Below are 20,461 nucleotides of genomic sequence, written 5' to 3'. Positions count from 1 at the left end.
ATACTCGTTAACTGCAGACTAAATACCGGGAGATTTTGACGAAACCCACAGCACATCCGAATTGTTCTTTTCAGCAGCTTTCAATAGACTCAACAAAGGAACAGCTCGTTTTGCCAGACTGATTTCAGGCTCACTGTCATCATCCTTATCGTGTCTCGCCGGAGGATTCTTGCTTTGTTCCAATTCAAGACCGCGTTGCAAATTGTGTAACGCGCCAGATACCTGATCGGATGTAAGCGCTCCGGGAACTGTCCCACTATGTCCCATTAAGGACAGTAGCCGTTTTGCTACATCATTAAAATAAGTAATGTCTTCATAAGCATCGCAACGGAACGTGATGAACATAAAAATCTCCTTCGTTAATCCTGACTGTATACACGTAATAAATACTCAGCAACAGCACAGACTCCCATGGCCTCGCCCCCTTCAGGTTTTCCAGGTTTAGAGCTGGTATTCCATGCCATCACATCAAAATGTGCCCAAGGAACAGTTTTCGTAATAAACCGCTGTAAGAACAACGCGGCAACAATAGCTCCCGCATAGGGAGAAGCGCTGGAATTTGCCATATCAGCAATATTTGAATTTAATAATTCATCATAAGCAGCAAACAGAGGCAAGCGCCATACAGGATCCAGTGTCTTATTAGCAGCTGCTGTTACTTCTGCTGCCAATTGATCATTATTAGAAAACAGGGCGGCCATATCAGTTCCCACTGCGACACGGGCAGCGCCAGTCAATGTCGCAAAATCGATAATCAAATCCGGATTGTCTTCACAAGCTTTCACCAGAGCATCGGCTAAAACCAAACGGCCTTCCGCATCAGTATTATCTATCTCAACTGTCAAACCATTTCTCATGGTTAAGACATCACCAGGGCGAAACGCATCGGGGCCAATAGAATTTTCAACAGCGGGAATTAAAACCTGTAAACGTACTGGCAGCTTGCGTAGCATAATCCATTGAGCAAGACCAATAACATGAGCCGCACCACCCATATCCTTTTTCATCAATCGCATACCCGATGAGGGTTTTATATCCAACCCCCCACTGTCAAAGCAGACGCCTTTGCCTACCAAAGTAATCCGTGGGTGTTTCTCACTCCCCCAGGTTAAAGACAACAAGCGAGGAGCAGAAGCTGAAGCTCTCCCCACGGCATGAATGGCTGGAAAATTATCTTTGAGTAATTCATCACCAATCCATTGTTTGAATTGTGCTTTATGGGTTTTGGCTAGTTCTTCTACAGCATGAGCTATTTGAGCAGGCCCCATATCACTGGCAGGCGTATTAACCAAGTCTCGAACTAAATAGATGGATTGTACTAAAGCCAAAACTGCGGCTAAATGTTCTTCTTTTACCGATAACAATCGAGGTTGCACCTCATATTTTTTATAGTCTACAAAACGATATTGAGCCAATCCCCAGTTAACAGCAGCTCTCTGACTTAACTGTTCCTGAACTTGGTAACTACCTGGGGGCAATAGAATAGCAGCATTAGCCAACGCTGATTCCTGAACTCCACTTCCAGAACCAATATATGCCTTGTCAACCACACCATCGGTATTAATTATGAGGCAGTAATCACCCAATTTACCTTTAAATTGTCGTAAAGCAAAACAATTACGCTCTGCAGGGCTTAAATGGTCTATCCCCTCTTCCCATTGATTTTGAGAGATTAAATAAAGAGGAATCGCTCGAACACTGTGGGTTTCATAAAATAAATCAGCTTGCATCATTCTTATTCCTTCATTTGACCGCGGAAATGATTCGGCCTAAGCCCCGCAAGGCCCAAAACCAATAAATACAACACGACTGTTGCCAAAACATGTGCCAATAATAAACTTAATCGAAGTATTGGTGGAAAACTTAACCAATAAGATACAGTTCCATTCATATAATATAAATAGGCGGCGACTGCCAGATTCGCAATCAATAATTGGGCGCTGTATTTCAACCAACCTGGCGAAGGTTGAAATACACCTCGTTTAAATAATAAAAACAATAACAACCCGCAATTTACATAACCAGCTAGAGCAGAAGCCAGGGTTAAACCCGCATGAGCAAAATGCCAAACAAAGATGGAGCATAGTATCGTATTCACCACCATGGATATTGCCCCAACCTTTACAGGTGTTTTAATATCCTGTTGCGCATAAAATCCTGAGGCCAATACCTTGACCAACATAAATGCAGGCACTCCCAACGCAAGCGTAACAAGGCTTTTTTGAGTTTGAATTAAATCATAAACATTAAATTTACCGTAAGCGAAACAACTGGCAATCAAGGGCATGGCAAATAATGCCAATCCCAAACCTGCGGGAATCCCAATCAGTAAAATGGAGCGCAACCCCCAATCCAGGGCACGGGAATATTGTGTAATACTTTGTTCCGCGTGTTTGCGTGATAAATGAGGGAGAATTACCGTAGCGATAGCTACTCCAAAAACCCCTAATGGAAAATCAGTTAATCGATCGGTGTAATACAACCAGGACACGCTGCCTACTTTTAAAAAGGACGCAAAAATGCTGTCTACCATTAAATTAAGTTGCGCGATTGAAACCCCAAACAATGCTGGAATCATTAATTTAAGAACTTTATTAACACCCGGATCATCCCGGACAATTCGAGGCTTTATTAACAAATTCCGTTGATATAAAAAGGGGATCTGGAACAATAACTGTAAAATACCAGCAATCAATACACCCCAGGCCAGGCCAACAACCGGTTGTGGCATATTAGGGCATAAATAGATCGCGGCCACTATCATGCTGATGTTCAGAAGTACAGGAGTAAACGCCGGCACTCCAAAATACCCATAGGTATTCAGTATCGCCCCGGCCATCGCAGTTAAAGAGACAAGCATCAAAAAGGGAAAAGTAATCCTTAACATTTCAGTAGCCAAATCAGCGCGCATGCTGTCATGACTGAATCCCGGAGCGAATAAAAATATAATTACTGGCGCGGCAATAATCCCAACAATAGTAACCAAAGTAAGGATGGCGCTTAAATAACCTGAAATACGTGCTATAAAAGTACGAACATCTTCTGGGGAACGAGTTTTTTGATATTCAGCCAATACTGGAACAAAGGCCTGGGCAAAAGCTCCTTCCGCAAAAAGTCGCCTCATAAAATTGGGTATACGGAACGCCACAAAAAAGGCATCCATTCCTGCCTGGGCTCCAAAAAAATTGGCAATGACCATATCACGTACAAATCCTGCCATCCGAGATACAAAGGTCATTACAGAAACAAGAGTAGTCGATCGTAATAAACTTTGTCGTTTTGGTACCATAATTTCCGTCGCTGACATGTCTTTAAGTATAAAAAAGTAAATTTCTACTATGATATACCTTATTTATTAAAGTTACATCAAGGTCTATATTGACAAATTCTAACTCATTGTGCATGATCACTATCTTTTGTATTATCTGAATGAGTGGAGATTTCTAAGTGGCAAATATTAAATCAGCAATCAAACGTGCCCGTCAAAACGTAAAACTGCGCCAACACAACGCCAGTGCACGTTCCATGTACCGCACATATATTAAAAATGTGCTCAAAGCGGTAGAAGCTGGTAACCAGGAAGCTGCACGTGCTGCTTATACCAAAGCACAACCAGTGATCGATAAAGCCGCAAGCAAAGGCTTGATTCATAAAAATAAAGCTGCTCGTATTAAAAGCCGTCTGGTCGCTCGTGTTCAGGCGATGGCCGCTTAATCCAGTGTTTCCGTCGCTCTAAGTTCGAAAACACCCGAACCGGCAACGCCGGTTCGGTTCTTCCTATGAGTGATAACCTTGTCTATTATGATCTGCACCTTCAATCAAACGCTCATCATCATATTGCAAAGAAGTATCAGCTTGACCTAAAAGTCTTGGCATGGTCTGTAACCTGTTAAAAAATCTATAATATCCAGTAACACCAGTCGGCAGGAACAATGCAACATGATGTAATGCGCCCATCTGATCCGCGACAACCAGATTTCCTCTCATGTTTTCTAATTTCCGATTAAATTTCTCAAGCTCCGATTGTGCAGCCTGAATTAATCTATGGTATTCCTCACTAATCGCATCCTGGGGTGTTTGATTGTGATTTTGAACCAGGGTTGTAATTTCAGTTATCCTTGAATCTAAAAACGATATTGAATCCTTATCAGGATGTGTAACACCATCTGTCCCGAATAAATTGGTTAACAGTTGATGAAACATGGCGTGCCAGGGAAGATAAGCGCTGAACATTCTAACCAGCCTGTTTCGAGAATCTTTTTCCAACTCATAGGCCGCGCTGACAGTAGATGCCAGATACCTTAAAGTCTCTTCAAATTGCCTTATTCTGATGTTTATTTGAATCTGATTCAAACTGATCAATTTTTCATTTTCTGCGCGAGCTTGACTAAGCTGCTGATTTGCTTGGTGTAATCGAGCGGTATAGCAACGCACTGTCTCTACACCCTTCTCTACAAAACACCATTCATCATTCATACTGACTCCCATAGCCTGAGCCAGCTTCAAATCTCTAAATGAAACATGAAATTCCAAGGGAGATAAATAATCTTCCAATTGGTACAATTGTTCAAACACTGTAGTTAATTGGCTTAAACAGACTAAATGAGTATCAGGATCGGCAACAACTGGATTGTAAACACTTCTATAATACGAATCCCGGGACGACTCATCCACCACTGCTAATGCTAAAGAATCACCTTCTTCTGAAGATGAAGAAGCGACACTAATGGAGTGCAGTAACTGATCTGATCTGACAAGAGGAACATCACCCTCTTGTAACATCCTTTGCATTTCATCTCGGTTTGCTGATTTTACGGCATTCAACCAATTACTCTTATGCTGATTAAGAGTTGCATTATTTTGAGTATCTATCCAGGTTTCTGCTGAACTGATTAATTGAGTTCTGATCAGTGCAATCCGGGCTTGTAAATCCGATAAGTTCAAAAACATCCTATTGTGCTCACTTGTTTTATAGAGTGTGCTTAGTTTACCCTTGCTCTGTTTTTCTTTCAATCAATTGAGTAATCTTTGATCAAGGTTATGCAGAAGGTATCAGGGCTTATGAAAAAGCCCAAGGTCGATGCAAAAGGAATTTTTGTAACTTCTCAATCATCTCGGAAGTTTCGGGAATTACCAAGAGTAACGTCATCCTGAACGCAGTGAAGGATCTCCAAATGCAGACACCGTGCCTCATTGAGGAGTTCCCTCGTTACACTCGGGATGACGGTTGAGTTTCGTCATCCTGAACGCAGTGAAGGATCTCCATATGCAGGCACGGAGCCACATTCAGAAGATCCCTCGTTACACTCGGGATGACGGTTGAGTTTCGTCATCCTGAACGCAGTGAAGGATCTCCAAATGCAGGCACTATGCCGGTTTCAGGTGATCCCTCACTGCGTTCAGGATGACGTTTCCCGGTTTTCGTAAGTGCTGTTCTTATACTCCTCTCTCAAGGATGAGAAAGGAGCTTAAAGAGAGTGCTGTTGAAGAACCTTATCTGGGACTTTGAGCATATTCATTTGATTCATGACTCTGAACCAAGCGCTCTTCCGATAAATCAAGTTCATCTTCAGATAACTCTTCTTCAGACTCATCATCAACACAATAGTTACGTCCAATAATTCGGCATAACTCGATTTGCTCATTCACTGATAAATAACTGACAACAGCTTCCAAGGGGTTTTCATCAATCAACTCAACCTGTTCATAGCTAGAACTTGCGTCATTCTGTTCATCCTCAGAGTTCATCTCATCAATAGGTTCAATTGGTCTATTTTGATCAATTTTCATACGATGGACAAGGGCCATATAGAGTCCGTTAAACAAGTTCTCCGCGTTCTTGATTTTTTCTTGTAAACGCTGTTCCGCTCGACTTCTCGGCAGAGAAAGTAATGAATAAAAAAATCCCTGTACACCTGTTACAGATGGTTTATCCTCTTTGGGTTTGATTTTGGAGAAGCTTTTATAATGAGCGATCACTTGATTAATTAAAGCATCCTGATTCTTTTGAAATTCTTCAGGAACTTTAGCATTTCTGAGTAACCACTCAAGTTGCTGTAATTTTCTCACAACTGATTTAACTTTCGGACAATATTCCTTATCAATCGATAATATCTTGATTGTATCAGGTGATAATGCTTCAACTTCCTGTGGCGGCACAGTCCAATAAAGTCGAACACCAGGATCCTTAGAATCACGATAAAACACTTTATCCCCGGATTTCTTTTCATGTTGTCTTAAAGGACCGGTGCTATGCAGATAAATGGTTTCCATTGGCCCACTGTATCTCGGTACAGTAGGATGTTTCCCTCCATCGGTAAGGCGGGTAATTTGTTCATCTGATAACACATGTTTTAATAGTGCCAAGCTCTGTGTTTTACATGTCCTTGAATCTGCAAGACTTGGACCGGTCCATCCCCAGGATACTCGAACCTCAAAAGGTTTCAGTCTGGGTTCACGCTGATCTTGTGCCGCTCTGATTTTCTCCCATTTATAAATATCGGGTGAATACTGTTCATAAGGATAGATTCTTGTTTCTTTGGGCGGCTTCCCTACAATCTTCAAAGGTTCAACAATTTCTTTTATTGCACTTTCTTGCTGTTCTACCATTTCCAAACATTTGTTCTGCAAATGTTCAAATTGTTCCTGGGTTAATTCAAATGTAGTCCCATGCAATCCACGACCAAGATCCAGATACCGTATTTCTTCACGACGTAACATGCCATGATTACCCACCAAATCAACATCCAATCCGATTTTTACTTTTAATTGATTGGTCCATGAATTATCACGTTTGGTGGTCGGTAAACCATAAAAACCCCAATTATCGACTACCTCCAGTTGTTTTGTCTCTTCATCCATTCTGGAAAGTAATATACAACTATGCCATAAAGGATTTGCGCCTGCTTCACCATCAAAGGTACAAAAAGTAACCGCATACTTCATATCACTATCCTCATTGTTCATACCACTACTTAATAAAAGCAAACTCATCCCAACTTTATTTTACAGGACTTACCAAAAATCCCCATGTCGACGAAAACGGAATGTTTAAAGTGGGCGTTTTGATAAACTAAATGGCCGAATTAAAAATTCTTTTTAACAAAGTAATTGGGGGTTTTCATAAGTCCTGTTTTATTGCTGAAACAACTTTACTACCCAAAATAAAAATCACTCTTCAACTCGATTGTGAGCAAATATTACAAAAGAGGCAATGATTTTTTACTGACAGAACATAATAATAAAAAAAAGCCCCTTAAAAAGGGGCCGGATTGAGTATGAGTATCTAAGTCATATACCAAACAGAGTTAACCGTAAGTACGTGTTAACCTGGCTTGATTTAACTGCTCATAAGTACGTTTGGCTGGGACAAAATTAGGATACTGAGTAACCAATCGTTGTAAAATCATCCGAGATAAAACCTCGTCTCCCCGATTCCATTCATTCAAGGCATCAAGATAAATCAAATCGGCATTTGAGCCTTCCAAAACAGGAACATCATTTAATTGGACGGGTTCAACATAACTTACCCGCGCTTGAGTTTGAGCATCCAATCGACGCAATACTTTACGAGCTTGCATATTGCCATTCTCACTGGCTTGCTCTAAAAGTTTCCTGCCTTTTTCGGCTGATTGCTCACCAGCAGTACCCTCAATATAGTAAGTTCCCAATTGATATTGAGCATAGGCATTTTGTCGCTCAGCAAGTTTTTCGTAAATACTTGCTGAAACTCTAGGATCTTTTTCTACACCCAAACCATAATGGTACATTCTAGCCAGTGCCAACATAGCCTTTTCATTTCCTTTATCAGACGCTTCTTTGTAATATTTCAAAGCGTCAGGAAAATCAAGCTTGGTCGCTACGCCCGTTTCTGATAACAGGCCAAGGGCATAAAGGGCATTGCTATTACCCAGCTCAGCTGCTTTCTTATACCAGGATAGCGCTTGTTGTGCATTTCGGGGTTGACCCAATCCATAAAAATACATACCGCCCAATTGATTCATGGCTTCATCAACACCTTTATCTGCTGCAGTGGTGAATAAGGCTTTAGCTTTTTGATAATCAACAGGCACTCCTTTACCGTATTCGTACATCAAAGCTAAGTTATAATCTCCTAAAACATCACCTTGTTCAGAAGCCATCTCATAGGACTTTAAGGCATCGGCATAATTATCATCCACAGTTTCATAAATAAAACCTAAAGCTACGGAAGCCTTGGGTAACTGAGTCGCCGCTTTTTGGTACCAGAGTTTAGCCTGATTATAATCAGGTTCTCCAAGCTCTCCCAACTGGTAAAATTGACCTAATAAATATTGGGCTTCGGGATTACCTTGTTCTGCTGATGCGAGATACCAGCGTTGGGCTGCGACAAGATTCGACGCAGCACCAAGCCCTTTATCCATCATGTACGCTAATTTTAACTGCGCATACTGATCGCCTTTTTCAGCCAATCCTGTATAGATTTCCCTGGCTTGATTCATACTGTCCGTATCATTATTTTCTGCCAGATAATAATCAGCTAAAACAATACCTGCATGACTATTACCTAAACGATAAGCTGTGATCAAATCAGGTAAAAAATCTTCTTTCGATTGTTGCTTTAGAACAGCGATATTAAAATCGGAATAAGAGAATTGAGCTTCTGCCGATTTTTTCAGCAAATCCAACCCTTTCTCTTTATCTACAGATACTCCTTTACCTTCCGTTGTATAGGTACCCATGATGAATTGACTCACTGGATTCTGGCCAGATTGTTGGTACCAATAGATCGCTTTTGCTGGATCTGCGCTTACCCCAATGCCTCGATCATAAAGCATTCCCAATAACAGGGCGGCCTTTTCATCTCCCGCATCAGCTTGACTTTCGGCTACTTTAAAGGCTTCAGCCTGTTTTTGTTTGTCACCATCCATGGCGTTATAAAATGCCAGAGGTAACAAGGCCTGAGCAACCCGATTCGATGCGGCCCCCTGATACAATTGACGAATTAAGGCAATTTTGTGTTTTTTCACATCCACACTCAAACCGTCGTTATACTCACGAGCCAAATACTCAGCCAATTGATATTCTGCTGGCCCATAGTTATTTGCGGCTGAGAGATAAAGCATGGACATTGCCTGTTCATGGTTTGGTTGGATGTATAATGTGCCATCAGGGCCCGCTTTTCCTGTCTCTAATATTCTGGAAAGTACGTATTGCGATCTTTTACTTCCCTTAAACGCTGCATCAGTTAACCAGTTTAATGCGGTTTGATAATCTGCATTGTCTTTTGCACGTTCTAAATAAAGAACACCCAAATTATATTCAGCGCCCAAGTGTTGCTGTTCAGCGGCATTCTGATAGAAAATTATCGCGGACTGATCATTCTGCGTCACCCCAATACCATATTGAAACATTTGACCAATTTCAAATTGTGATTGCGCATCACCTAATATGGCCCGGAAATACATTTGGTTAAACACAGACATATAATTGGCCTGTTTTTGCCAACCCTGGGTCCAAATATCCATTAAATCAGCACTGGAATTATTATCATAAGTGTAATAACTGGCATCAATATAAGGTGCTGGTAAATTATTTTTCGCAACAACAGGGCTGTATGCCCTTTCTAATGCTTCGATTTGATTATTTAAATGATAGATAGGAAAAGTCCATTCACTGTCTTTTAACTCAACTTTTTTACTGACCAAAGCATCATAATAAGTGTTAATAGGGATTTCATTGGGTTGTGTTAATGCAAACTGAGGTTTAAAAATTTCCTGACGAGTAATGACTTCAAGTTGTGGAGCTTGATTATAGGTGTTATTCCTCAGTCCTACCGGGTTTTTCCAGGCACTGAATATCCCATTCATCTGATAAACAGTATCTTCCATCTTATCTGTTTTATCATTACTTAACCATAAAGCCATTTGAGCCAGCGGTGATGTTTGAGAAGATTTCTTCGCATCCTGAGCCGCTTGATCCATCCACTGTTTAGCTAATTCTTCATTAGCATTGACTCCAATGCCCTTTTTATACAGATTAGCCAATTCGGTTTTTGCCTCTACTAACCCATCCTGAGCAGCTTTCAAAGTCCACAAAAACCCATTTTTCGGATCGTAAATTGGACTTTTTTCCTGTAAATAGGCATGGGCCAATTCCAAATAAGCTTCTGAGCTCTGGTGACCGGCCGCTTTATTGAACCATTGCAAAGCCTGATCGTATTCATTTTGTGCCAAAGCCATTTTACCCAGTTCTACCATAGCAGGAACGTAATTTTGTGACGCGGCCTGATTTAATAAATCCAGAGCTTTGGAAACATCTTTAGGGACCAGTTTGCCCACAAAATATATACTGCCCAATTTGGTTAATGCTTTAGGATTGCCGCTATTCGCTGATTTTGTTAACCAGATCAGACCCAATTTGTTGTTACCTGAGTGACGGCTGTCAATGAAATTTTCTGCCAGCGCATATTGAGCAATTGCATTGCCACTCTTTGCTGCATCTATATAATAATGAGAGGCTACATCCACATTTTTCTTAACACCAAACCCATACAAGTATGCAGCGGCCATATACATCTGGGCATTTACATCGCCAACTGAGGCAGCTTGTTTAAACCAACGTGCAGCTTCTTCTGGATTTTTATCCTGAAATAAACTGTATTTGGCCATTAACTGCACTGCGGGTAAATAGCCTTTTTCTGCAGACTTGGTAAAATAACGCATCGCCAGTTTATTATTTTTTAACTGACCGTAGCCATAAAGATACAAACGACCCAGATAATAATCCGCAACTGCATCCTGACCTGTCTTACTCATTAGAGGTTCGGCCGCTTTATTATAATCGCCTAACCTATAAGCATTAAACTCTTCATCAGCAAATACTTGTTGACTGGCTGATGCAACAAAAAAACATATCCATGGTACTAGTGATTTCATGAAGATTCCCCTCTTTTCATAGCACCTTATACTCCAGGTATAATGCCATAATGTACGACTTCACTGACGGCCCCGTTTCTTGAATTACTATCTACTATCCAGAAATTTCCTTTATTATTCAATCCAAATTTCACATTGACGTACTCACAAATTTTGATCGTATCAGCACAGTCTACAATTTTGCCATACGAAGTCTTACCATCACCTAAAGTACATATAAATTTCAACTCTCTCTCTCCGGTAGCCAGAACGGCCCAGGAATTCGCTTTAATGGTGTGATTAAAACGGGTGGAGTATTCACTATCCTTATCCCGCATCTGATACAAACTGACCGATTGAGGTAATTGATTAAAAAAGAAGTACATGGATTGTAATGCGCCCTCTTTTCCTGGATACAGTGATAATACTTTGAGGCTTTGTTTGAATCCTACGGGCGTGCATCCGGTTGGGAATTTATTGTTATCTTTCTTTTCTACTTTCTCTTCAGCAGCAATGTCCTTCTTTGCAGGAGCAGCCTGAATTGAAGAGAAGCAGAGTAGTCCAGATAAAAACATGATTGCTATTGAAGTAAATCCTCGGTTCGTTATTATATTCATGATTTTTTCTCACTATCGTTTAACGGACGCACAATAACCTTTGTTCCCATAAAATTGTTTCGTTCATTGGATAGTTGAACAAAGTTTTCATTTAACCATTTGGCATCTTGAATAAACATACGCACGCAGCCATGGCTCGCTCTTTGTCCGGGAATATCGTCTGAACCATGTAAAGCAAATCCCTTATGGAAATACATGCAATAAGGCATTTTGGCTCCGCCTTTACCAATAGGGAACACGTCGGAGGTACACTTGACATTTTCTTTACTGAATATCCTGAAAATACCTGTCAGAGTCCGGCAAGACCTGTTTGAATCAGAACATTTATCTCTGCCTGAAGAAATTGGTCCCCACCATACCAAATTGCCTTCAGCATCATAAGCAGCCCAGGCAAGTTTCTCTTGATCTACAATGATCTGCTTTTCATTTTCGCCTTCGATTTTTAGCGGGAAAGGAGAGATATCAAAAATCGTAATATTCGCTAAATTTCTGGGTATGGCAATTTCCCTACCAGCCCATAAATAGTTATAACTGCGATTTACTCTTTGTACCAGGTCACGCTGAACCGGATCAGGGAACAATTTTTCCCAACTCTCTCCTCCAGCTACTTTGATACATTCATATTGAGGATATCCACACAATGCTGTTCCATAAAAATTTGCAGCATTAACCACAGCCGCCATTGACATCATGAATGCTGTTAGAAGTATTTTTTTCATGGTGCCGCCCCCTCATGCCTATTTTTAATATTTTACATGCAAGATTTGTGCTTAAAATTAAAAAATCTGTGTTTTTGACTTATTTATTTTGCACTTATCTTCTTTTCGGTCATTTCAATAATAAGTTTAGACCTAATACAAAATTTATAATTAATGTCTATATTTAAGTTAGCACTGACTGGATAAAATTTATGGATACTCCAAAAAATAATATACAAACAACAATATCCAATATAAAAGTTAATACACCTGATCTGGATAATTCTATCAAAAAGCTAATAAGCACATCGCAAGATGGCATTATTGCTTTTGATATGCAGGGAAAAGTCATTGCCATGAATGACGAAGCAACCAGGTTATTTGGAAAAAACCATCACAAATTCATTAATCAATTGTTCTGGCACCAATTTAAACTGAATACCTATTCGCGTAAACGGCAATTTGTTCAAGCACGTAAATACTTTCAATTAGCAAAAGAAGGAATCACGCAACATTTCACCTGGATTGAGAGCATCTCCCAAAAACCCATCACTGCTTATAATATTATGATAAATAAAACAGAAATACACGGAACTTCTGTGATTTTTGCGCGGCTGATTAATATTTTACAGGAAAAGATAATTGAATGGGTTTTATGGTCTTTGGCACAAATAAGTAACCACAGTGAACTGAATGCAATTATTGATGATATTCTAAAAATAATAAACGATGCCTTTTCCGCTGATTACGCCTCAGTTTGTTTGGTTGATAGTCATCGCATTGCCCATACCGTAAGTTATTACGTCTTGGGCAAAAAAGAAGAAAATATCAGTTACTCTCTTATAGATTCTCCTTGCAACCAGGTTATATTGCAAAAATCCATCTGTCATTTTAATGACATTCAAGAGAATTTTCCTGAGGATAAATTATTGATCCAAATGAAAGTCAACTCCTATCTGGCTGGACCGATTATCAATGCACAAAATGATGTAGTTGGACTGCTCAGTATTCTCACTTTCCGAAAATTGGAGACAAACAGCCTGCATGACACTTTATTTCGCTTATTCCTGAGTAGAGTTAATTTAGAATTTGAACGTTTGTTAAATCAGCGACGCTTACAGTTTTTAGCCAGCATTCCACAGCAGGATCCTAATCCAGTCATAAGAATCCAACCTGCTGGCGAAGTGATTTTTGCAAACAATCAAGGAAAAATAATATTAAAACAATGGAGAGATTTGCATGCAGGTATTCCAGAACAATTACTGAGAGAAGCCCACAAAGCTCGCGATACGAATCAGGTACTACGCGTTGAACTCGAAGCAGATTCTAAAGTCTATTTATTCACGCTCATCTGGATGACTGAATTCAAGCAAATCAACATTTATGGAACCGATATAACCCAGCTTAAATCCACCGAACAAAACATGCTGAATTTAACTCGTTATGACAGCTTGACTCAAATTGCCAATAGAAAATACTTTGAGGAACAATTGATTGAAAAGATGTATGAGCATCAACTTGATGGGAAAAATCTGGGATTACTGCTTATTGACTTGGATAATTTTAAAATAGTCAATGACACCTTAGGACATCCAATAGGTGACAGGTTGTTAAAAGCAGCGACCAAACGTATGGTGCGCTGTATTAGACAAGATGATTTCATTGCCCGCATTGGAGGGGATGAATTTATCGTATTAATTAAGGACGCCACGTACAACTCCACAAAAATGATCGCAGAAAAGATCATCAATGTTTTATCCAGAAGTTTCCAATTTGGCGAATATCAAATGAAAATCTCGGCAAGCATAGGAATAGCGCTTTTTCCAGAAAGCGGAAAGACCTCAAGCGAGCTGTTACAACGTGCTGATTTGGCTATGTATCAGGCGAAGAAATCGGGTAAAAATAATTTTGCTGTGTTTTCGAGTTCATTACATATCATTCAAGATAAACGAAATGACATCATAAAAAAAGAGCTCAAATTGGCAGTTGCCAAAAATGAACTATACATTGATTACCAACCGCAAATAGATATTATCTCTAATAAAATCATTGGGTTTGAAGCATTATTACGTTGGCTTCATCCACAGGAAGGCTTAATACTGCCGAGCGAATTCATTCCAATGGCAGAACAGACTGGGTGTATTCATCTCATTAGCCAATGGCTGATTGAACAGTCATTGCAGGATTACCAATCAATGCTCAAATCTAAGTTTGATGGGAAACTATCAATTAATATTTCATTAACTCAATTAAACGATGCGCGATTCCTGGATTCGTTAAATGATAATTTAGAACAATATAATATCGCCAAAAATCAAATTATACTGGACATTTCAGAACGTGTTATCGCACCGTATTTCAACAAAATAGCCAAATACCTCAGAAAAATTCACAAAAATGGTATCAAAATATGTCTTGATAATTTTGGCAGCCCACAAGTGTCACTACCTAAACTATTATCCTTACCTTTGGATTATCTTAAACTGGACCAGCAATTACTGACCGGAATTGGAAAATCCGCAAAAAACCGTATGCTTTTAAAAGGAATTCTTCAATTAACAAAAGCTCTTGATATTGATAGCATCCAAAAAGGAATTGAAACCGAACAGCAACATGAGGTTATTAAATCAATTGGATGCCAATACGCACAAGGTTATTTTTACTGTAAACCAATCAGTATTTTAGAAGTGCACCAATTCATTAACAATTTTTCTGCAACTGATTAATAATTCGAGCAAATTTATAGAATTCACCAGCTGATTCATATACTATTCCATCCATTATTTAAACGGGACGTTCACGAATTTATCTTTTCTGGTTCGTTTCAGTCTATCGTAGCTGCGCCACATGAACGCCACCCCCAATTGAAGGTATCCAATGAATACATCAAGGATCAGACAATACAGATCATTCATATTGGCACTGTGCATGAACATGCTCCTTCTCAATTCAATTTGTTATTCACAAACCATCAGTTATCCCTGGACGATTTCAGCAAGTCTTGGTTATGCCGATTATCAAAAGGTACATCAGGGAGATCATCAGACAGCTTTGGGTCGATTTGCCCTGGGCAGAGATTTTGTGCAAAAAGGTCCTGTTTTATTTGGACTGGAAGTCGGCTTGCAAAGCGGCAATCAAATGCGATTAAAAATGACTGATGAAGAAATTGAAGCCGTTGGCGGTCTATTAGTACTCAGTACATTAAAACCCATGCTTGATGGCCTGATTACCGCTCGAATTACCCCTGAATTCATCGCGCCTTTGTTTATTCAAATCAAAGGCGGTGGCGCATATAGACGCTGGCAAATGGACAGAGATACTATTAATGATATTTCTCAATTGGCCGGTGAATTAATTGCTGGTTTTGGATATGCCATTACGCCAAATGCCAATATCAGTTTGTCCTATCAAGGCATATTTGGAGCCAGCCCGGATGTCACAATTGATTTGGAAAACGGCAGTGGATCTGTAAAAAACATACCCGTACAACAAGCCATTTTGTTAGGTATTAATTTAATGATTTGATAACTCCATCATCAGGATATGATGACAATTCCGATTTCAACGTCGCGGAACCTTGGGATTGAATTAATGAATTGTCAGCCCCCCCTGAGTGAACACATATTAATTCAAAAAGGATAAAATTAATCATGCCAATAAGTAAATATCTCCCCGCCATCCTTCTTATTTTATTTACTGGGACTGATGTTTTAGCTAAAAGTAATCCGGCATCTCAAACCTATGTCGATAATAAGGTGTCCGAACTTAAAGACGAGTTAAAAAAAGAAATAGGGAAAATTCCAGCCGGACCCGCAGGTCCCCAAGGTCCCAAAGGAGATACTGGTCCCACGGGTGCTCAAGGTGTTAAAGGAGATGCAGGAGCAATAGGGCCTCAGGGTATCAAAGGTGATACAGGAATTACTGGACCCGTGGGAGCAACAGGTCCTCAAGGAGCACGGGGACTAAAAGGTGATACAGGTCCAGTTGGACCTCAGGGTACGCAAGGGGAGGCAGGTCCTCAAGGAATACAAGGTTTAAAAGGCGATACTGGGCCAGCTGGACCTCAGGGTATACAAGGGGAAGCAGGTCCTCAAGGGTTAACAGGATTAAAAGGCGATACTGGACCAGTTGGGCCTCAAGGAGCACAGGGACTAAAAGGTGATACAGGTCCAGCCGGACCTCAGGGTTTACAAGGGGAAGCCGGTCCTCAAGGGGTACAAGGATTAAAAGGCGATACAGGTCCCGCTGGTCCTCAAGGTATCCGAGGAGAAGCAGGACCGCAAGGAGTACAGGGATTAAAAGGTGATACAGGACCAGCCGGACCTCAGGGTATACAGGGAATAAAGGGAGATGTTGGAGCTACGGGTTCCCAAGGAGTTCAGGGGGCAACTGGTGCTGATGGACGCGGAGTGCCAACTGGCGGGACATCAGGACAAATATTAGCTAAATCTGATGGCCTTGATTTCAACACCATGTGGATTGATCCGGCAAATTCTGGTATCAGGCGGCAATTAGGCGACACTGTTCTAGGGGGAACAGTCATTTACGTCAACGCCACAGGAATCCATGGGTTAATCGCAGCCAATACCGATCAATCTTTTGCTGTAACCTGGTGGGATGCTCAGAACATAGTAACTAACCCCGCTGCTTTTGATAATGATGGTAAATCACAATCCGATTGGCGTTTACCAACACTGTATGAACTTTCGTTAATTTATGCGATGAGAAATGAATTGGGTAAATTCAACAGCGATAATTATTGGTGTTCAACGGAAAAAACCTCCTCCAATTCCTGGGTGCAAAGTTTTAAAACCGGGACTCAGACAAACCTGAGTAAAGGAAAAACAGCTGGAGTCAGGGCAATACGTTCCTTCTGATTCCTATAAACCAAGAGATACAATACAATTCGGCATCTCCAATTCAGTCACCTATTGATGCCGAATCCCTAAGCCACTCAATCAGCATAGGCAAAGATATTATCCAGTACGCTACTCCATGCCCCCTTCCATTGATTCCAACTTCTAAATTGCTTTTATTCATTCCTGAATTTCTATACTGTTTTTATTTTTTACTGTAATTAATAATTTATTAAGGTTTTTCATGTAAAATATTCACTCAATTGTTGTTAATTTGTTCTCAAAGCATTCAGGATGTCCAATATGTCAGGTGCCGTAAAAAAACTGTATCAATACAATCCTCATGTTCATGTCAAAATTTGGCTTAGTAATAAACCCGGTATTTTTATGAATACTGAGAATCAGATGCGATTAATCACCATGCGTGAAAAGAACCCTACTGATTCAATTAATCTGATTTATGACTCTTCCTTGCTAAATGAACAAGCAATCAAAAATTTACACCGCTTTTGTACAGAACATAGAATTACTCCCGTTGATGCACATTTATTTCCAGACACCCTGAAATCAGAATATGAAAAAAAATTATATGAATTTTATAAAGATGAAATTTCTCATTTCAATGAAGGAGGAAACCCTGCTCTTGCCAGCGACATTCTCAGATGGTTATCACCTGTTTATACAAAAGGGGCATATACTGATTTTGATGTTCCAGTTGATACGTCAAAACTCCCAGCCCGAATCCCTGTACAAGCACCATTATTATTGAATATAGGCAGTTTACGAACTCAAAATAAAGACGTAATACTATCCAATAATGATTATATTGCCGTAGTTGACCCAATTGCAGCACAAGAAGTAATAGAAAAAATTCAACAAGGAATAATCAGCGTCTTAGGTAAATACACGAATGATTTTATAGAAAAAACTGAAGAAGAATTTGGGAGAGACAGTTTTCTAAATAAATACCTAATCAGTTTCATGAAAAATCGTTCAGAATCAATTTATATAGCACGATCCAAAAGCATATTCGCCGAAGGAGAGGAGCGAACTTCACGAGATCTGAGGAAATACATCAATGAAATTATGACTGATCAAGTCAAGTTTCTTGAATTTAATAAAGTTTCTGCTGATGAAACCCATCAATCAGTAATCCAAAGATTAAAAAGTGAATTAAAGGATCAACTCGGGTTCTTTAAATGGTTGTTCTTTAGAAATGAATACTATGAAATTAAAGGGATACTTCAAAAATCTGATGAACAATTATTGGATTATCTCATGAAAAAGGAACGGACCCTGTACTTAAAGTCCATAGTAGTATGCACCACGGGCCCAATAGCAATAGCAAAATTCTTATTTAACGGTTATGTGTTTGATTCCAATTATTTTGATCAGAACATTCAACCTTATTCTTTTAATCACTATGGTTTAAAGAAAGCATTTCAATCACAAAACTCCATTTCAATGCATGAAAGCATCTTTGGAATGATGAGTTTTCTAGGTGCAGAAGATGGAAAGTTGAATGATTCCTCATGGCTGGAAACGGGAGCAAAATTACAAAAATCCCGCGGAGAACTTCTGGAAATTAAAAAAAATGAATTTGAAAAGAAATTACCCAATATTTTAAATACCACCAAAAAGAATATCGAAGAACACATCAAACAACTTGAAACTAATTTAAAGGGTTTTTGGGGATTATTCTTTCCACAAAGAAAACGGGAAAAAATAAAAGCGCTCCAACACGTTTTAGAGTGTTTCAAGAGTGATACTTTTGATACGAATCAATTCAGAGAGGCTTTAGCCATCATTAGAGCAAATAAAAGGGAAGTGTATGCTGGCCTCTTTTACAGTCATACGCAACAGCTCATTGAAACATTAGAAAACAACTGTCTGACTGCAATCGTTTTTGGCTTGACTACCAACAGAACAATTGCACTTAAAGATGCCCCCAGAAATACTTCTGTTCCATCTCAACCCACTGAAAATTCATCTGAAACTGAGATAGAGCCTGTTTACTCCCAAGGACTTGTTTTTTTTGAGACGGCAAACGATTCATCGAAACCCAAACAAACTTTGGAATCGAAAGAATACCGGTTAAATTTATAACAATAAATACTGATTCAATCCTGTTTGAGCGCATTATAACAGGATTGTCTAAACTCATAAGAATAAATTACTGTAATTTTACCAAGGAACTCTATCGTGTCATTACATTCTGAAACACAAAAAGAATTAAAACTATTAATTGATAGTTGCAATGAATTCGAAGGTAAATATTATTTATTGCCTCTCTTTGAGAATCTCGCGACATCAGATCGTTCTGCAGAACAACTTGAACCTATCGCGCGTCAATTAATTTCACTTATTAAAAATATAAACGACATTAAAAATGCTGAGTTATCCTTAAAAGAGCGATTTGAAGCCATAAAACAAATTTCAATAAATTACAGTGCATTGATTAAGGAAACGGGGGCAAATGGTATCTTATATAAATCCAGACAAGCGCTTCTGAACCTTGGTGGATTTATAATTGGTTTAGTCACCGGTATTATTGGCGCTGTGGTAGGATCCATTTCGTTAACCCTTAGCGATATTAAGAATTTCCGATTACCTACGGGTTTATTCATAGGAGCATTCACGGGATTCATTGTTGGACTTGTTATAGGTAACCGCGCTCCTCACTCGCTACTTAAAGAAGGTGAAACTCGACTTATCCGACATGCAGTCAGGAAACTGGAAACTTCATTTGAATCTCTATTTACCTCTATAAACCATGATTACATGGAGGAGATAAAAGATGAGGTTCTGAAGGAGTATTTTTCCGGTGATGCAGAACAGTTTAACGCGTTCTTGAAAACAAAACAAAAATATGAAATTTTGGGAATCGAAGCTGAATTTTTAAGTCCCAAATTAAAAGGCTCGCTGGGTCACCATAGTTTCATTAAATTTACAATCAATGATGTTGTTGATAAGCCCAAACTTATAGAGCTAGGAATACCATCTAATGATGTAACAGAATTTTCCCAACAAGAATCCAGAGAAACTACAGGAGAACAGTTAATCAGGATGCTTTCCATGCACAAAATTTTACAAGAACAATATGAAGTTCGTCTTAGTAATATATTAAAATTTTATAATCGTTACGAAGTAGGCATCAATGATTGTCATACCTATATCGATAAAATTTTAATATCTGTTGATGAACCCGTGAGTCAAGTTAAACGCTTTACTTCATCGGATACCATCTTTGGGCATATCATTGGAAGCTTGCTGAACTTCTTTAATCCCTTACCTGCAAAAAAAGAAAATACGCCCTCTAATTCTGATAAATCTCATGATGCTCAGGATCAGCACGATAAACCTAAATTGGGCGGTTGATAGCATACTGTCCAGCG

Annotated in this window: 15 protein-coding genes; 6 read left to right on the top strand and 9 right to left on the bottom strand. The window is 39.5% G+C overall.

The annotated features are described in order from the left end of the window. Positions 1-18: 18 nt before the first annotated feature. Genes IZU94_RS11150 through murJ form a run of 3 tightly spaced genes read right to left on the bottom strand, consistent with a single transcriptional unit; the run spans position 19 to position 3,307 of the window. Positions 19-345 (bottom strand): DUF1840 domain-containing protein, encoded by a 327-nt coding sequence (locus tag IZU94_RS11150; protein WP_203110640.1) that lies wholly within the window; start codon positions 343-345, stop codon positions 19-21. A gap of 14 nt (positions 346-359) precedes the next feature. Further along, entirely contained in the window at positions 360-1,730 is a 1,371-nt protein-coding gene (locus tag IZU94_RS11145; RefSeq protein WP_203110672.1) for a leucyl aminopeptidase family protein, read from the bottom strand. Between the two features lie 5 nt (positions 1,731-1,735). Next, the gene (gene murJ / locus IZU94_RS11140; protein ID WP_203110639.1) at positions 1,736-3,307 is read right to left on the bottom strand and encodes a murein biosynthesis integral membrane protein MurJ; all 1,572 of its coding nucleotides are present in this window, start codon (positions 3,305-3,307) and stop codon (positions 1,736-1,738) included. Between the two features lie 140 nt (positions 3,308-3,447). Here murJ and rpsT point away from each other — a divergent pair, with 140 nt between their 5' ends. Next, on the top strand, positions 3,448-3,714 hold the full coding sequence (gene rpsT, locus IZU94_RS11135; protein ID WP_058474373.1) for a 30S ribosomal protein S20: 267 nt from the start codon (positions 3,448-3,450) through the stop codon (positions 3,712-3,714). Positions 3,715-3,777: 63 nt separating this feature from the next. On the opposite strand, the gene IZU94_RS11130 is transcribed toward rpsT, so the two are convergent. From IZU94_RS11130 to IZU94_RS11110, 5 genes are all read right to left on the bottom strand, one after another. Then, positions 3,778-4,950, bottom strand: a complete 1,173-nt coding sequence (locus IZU94_RS11130; RefSeq protein ID WP_203110638.1) for a hypothetical protein — start codon at positions 4,948-4,950, stop codon at positions 3,778-3,780. A gap of 543 nt (positions 4,951-5,493) precedes the next feature. Beyond that, positions 5,494-6,993 (bottom strand): hypothetical protein, encoded by a 1,500-nt coding sequence (locus tag IZU94_RS11125; protein WP_304601480.1) that lies wholly within the window; start codon positions 6,991-6,993, stop codon positions 5,494-5,496. A 314-nt stretch (positions 6,994-7,307) separates the two neighbouring features. Next, the gene (locus tag IZU94_RS11120; protein WP_203110637.1) at positions 7,308-10,916 is read right to left on the bottom strand and encodes a tetratricopeptide repeat protein; all 3,609 of its coding nucleotides are present in this window, start codon (positions 10,914-10,916) and stop codon (positions 7,308-7,310) included. Positions 10,917-10,942: 26 nt separating this feature from the next. Beyond that, positions 10,943-11,512 carry an endopeptidase IV gene (locus IZU94_RS11115; RefSeq protein ID WP_203110636.1) on the bottom strand — a complete coding sequence of 190 codons (570 nt, stop codon included), beginning with the start codon at positions 11,510-11,512 and terminating at the stop codon, positions 10,943-10,945. After that, entirely contained in the window at positions 11,509-12,231 is a 723-nt protein-coding gene (locus IZU94_RS11110) for a L,D-transpeptidase (RefSeq protein WP_203110635.1), read from the bottom strand. The genes IZU94_RS11115 and IZU94_RS11110 overlap by 4 nt, the downstream gene beginning before the upstream one ends. A gap of 191 nt (positions 12,232-12,422) precedes the next feature. Here IZU94_RS11110 and IZU94_RS11105 point away from each other — a divergent pair, with 191 nt between their 5' ends. Continuing rightward, on the top strand, positions 12,423-14,936 hold the full coding sequence (locus IZU94_RS11105; RefSeq protein WP_203110633.1) for an EAL domain-containing protein: 2,514 nt from the start codon (positions 12,423-12,425) through the stop codon (positions 14,934-14,936). 54 nt (positions 14,937-14,990) lie between these two features. On the opposite strand, the gene IZU94_RS11100 is transcribed toward IZU94_RS11105, so the two are convergent. After that, positions 14,991-15,140, bottom strand: a complete 150-nt coding sequence (locus tag IZU94_RS11100) for a hypothetical protein (RefSeq protein ID WP_203110676.1) — start codon at positions 15,138-15,140, stop codon at positions 14,991-14,993. On the opposite strand from IZU94_RS11100, the gene IZU94_RS11095 reads away from it, so the two are divergent. The 4 genes from IZU94_RS11095 to IZU94_RS11080 all read left to right on the top strand — a co-directional run bounded on the left by IZU94_RS11095 (position 15,139) and on the right by IZU94_RS11080 (position 20,444). Continuing rightward, entirely contained in the window at positions 15,139-15,735 is a 597-nt protein-coding gene (locus tag IZU94_RS11095; protein ID WP_238400408.1) for a hypothetical protein, read from the top strand. The genes IZU94_RS11100 and IZU94_RS11095 overlap by 2 nt on opposite strands. Before the next feature lie 122 nt (positions 15,736-15,857). Continuing rightward, positions 15,858-17,087 (top strand): collagen-like adhesin Lcl, encoded by a 1,230-nt coding sequence (gene lcl / locus IZU94_RS11090; protein WP_203110670.1) that lies wholly within the window; start codon positions 15,858-15,860, stop codon positions 17,085-17,087. A gap of 273 nt (positions 17,088-17,360) precedes the next feature. After that, positions 17,361-19,172: a glycosyltransferase family 88 protein gene (locus IZU94_RS11085; RefSeq protein WP_203110630.1), complete on the top strand. Its 1,812-nt coding sequence runs from the start codon at positions 17,361-17,363 to the stop codon at positions 19,170-19,172. 96 nt (positions 19,173-19,268) lie between these two features. After that, positions 19,269-20,444, top strand: coding sequence for a GlsB/YeaQ/YmgE family stress response membrane protein (locus IZU94_RS11080; RefSeq protein ID WP_203110628.1), 1,176 nt, complete (start codon positions 19,269-19,271; stop codon positions 20,442-20,444). Positions 20,445-20,461: the final 17 nt, after the last annotated feature.

The sequence above is a fragment of the Legionella bononiensis genome, from assembly GCF_016786215.1.
GTDB lineage: Bacteria > Pseudomonadota > Gammaproteobacteria > Legionellales > Legionellaceae > Legionella > Legionella bononiensis.
Note: the sequence above shows the minus strand (reverse complement) of the source record. Positions and strands in the feature narration are given on the sequence as shown.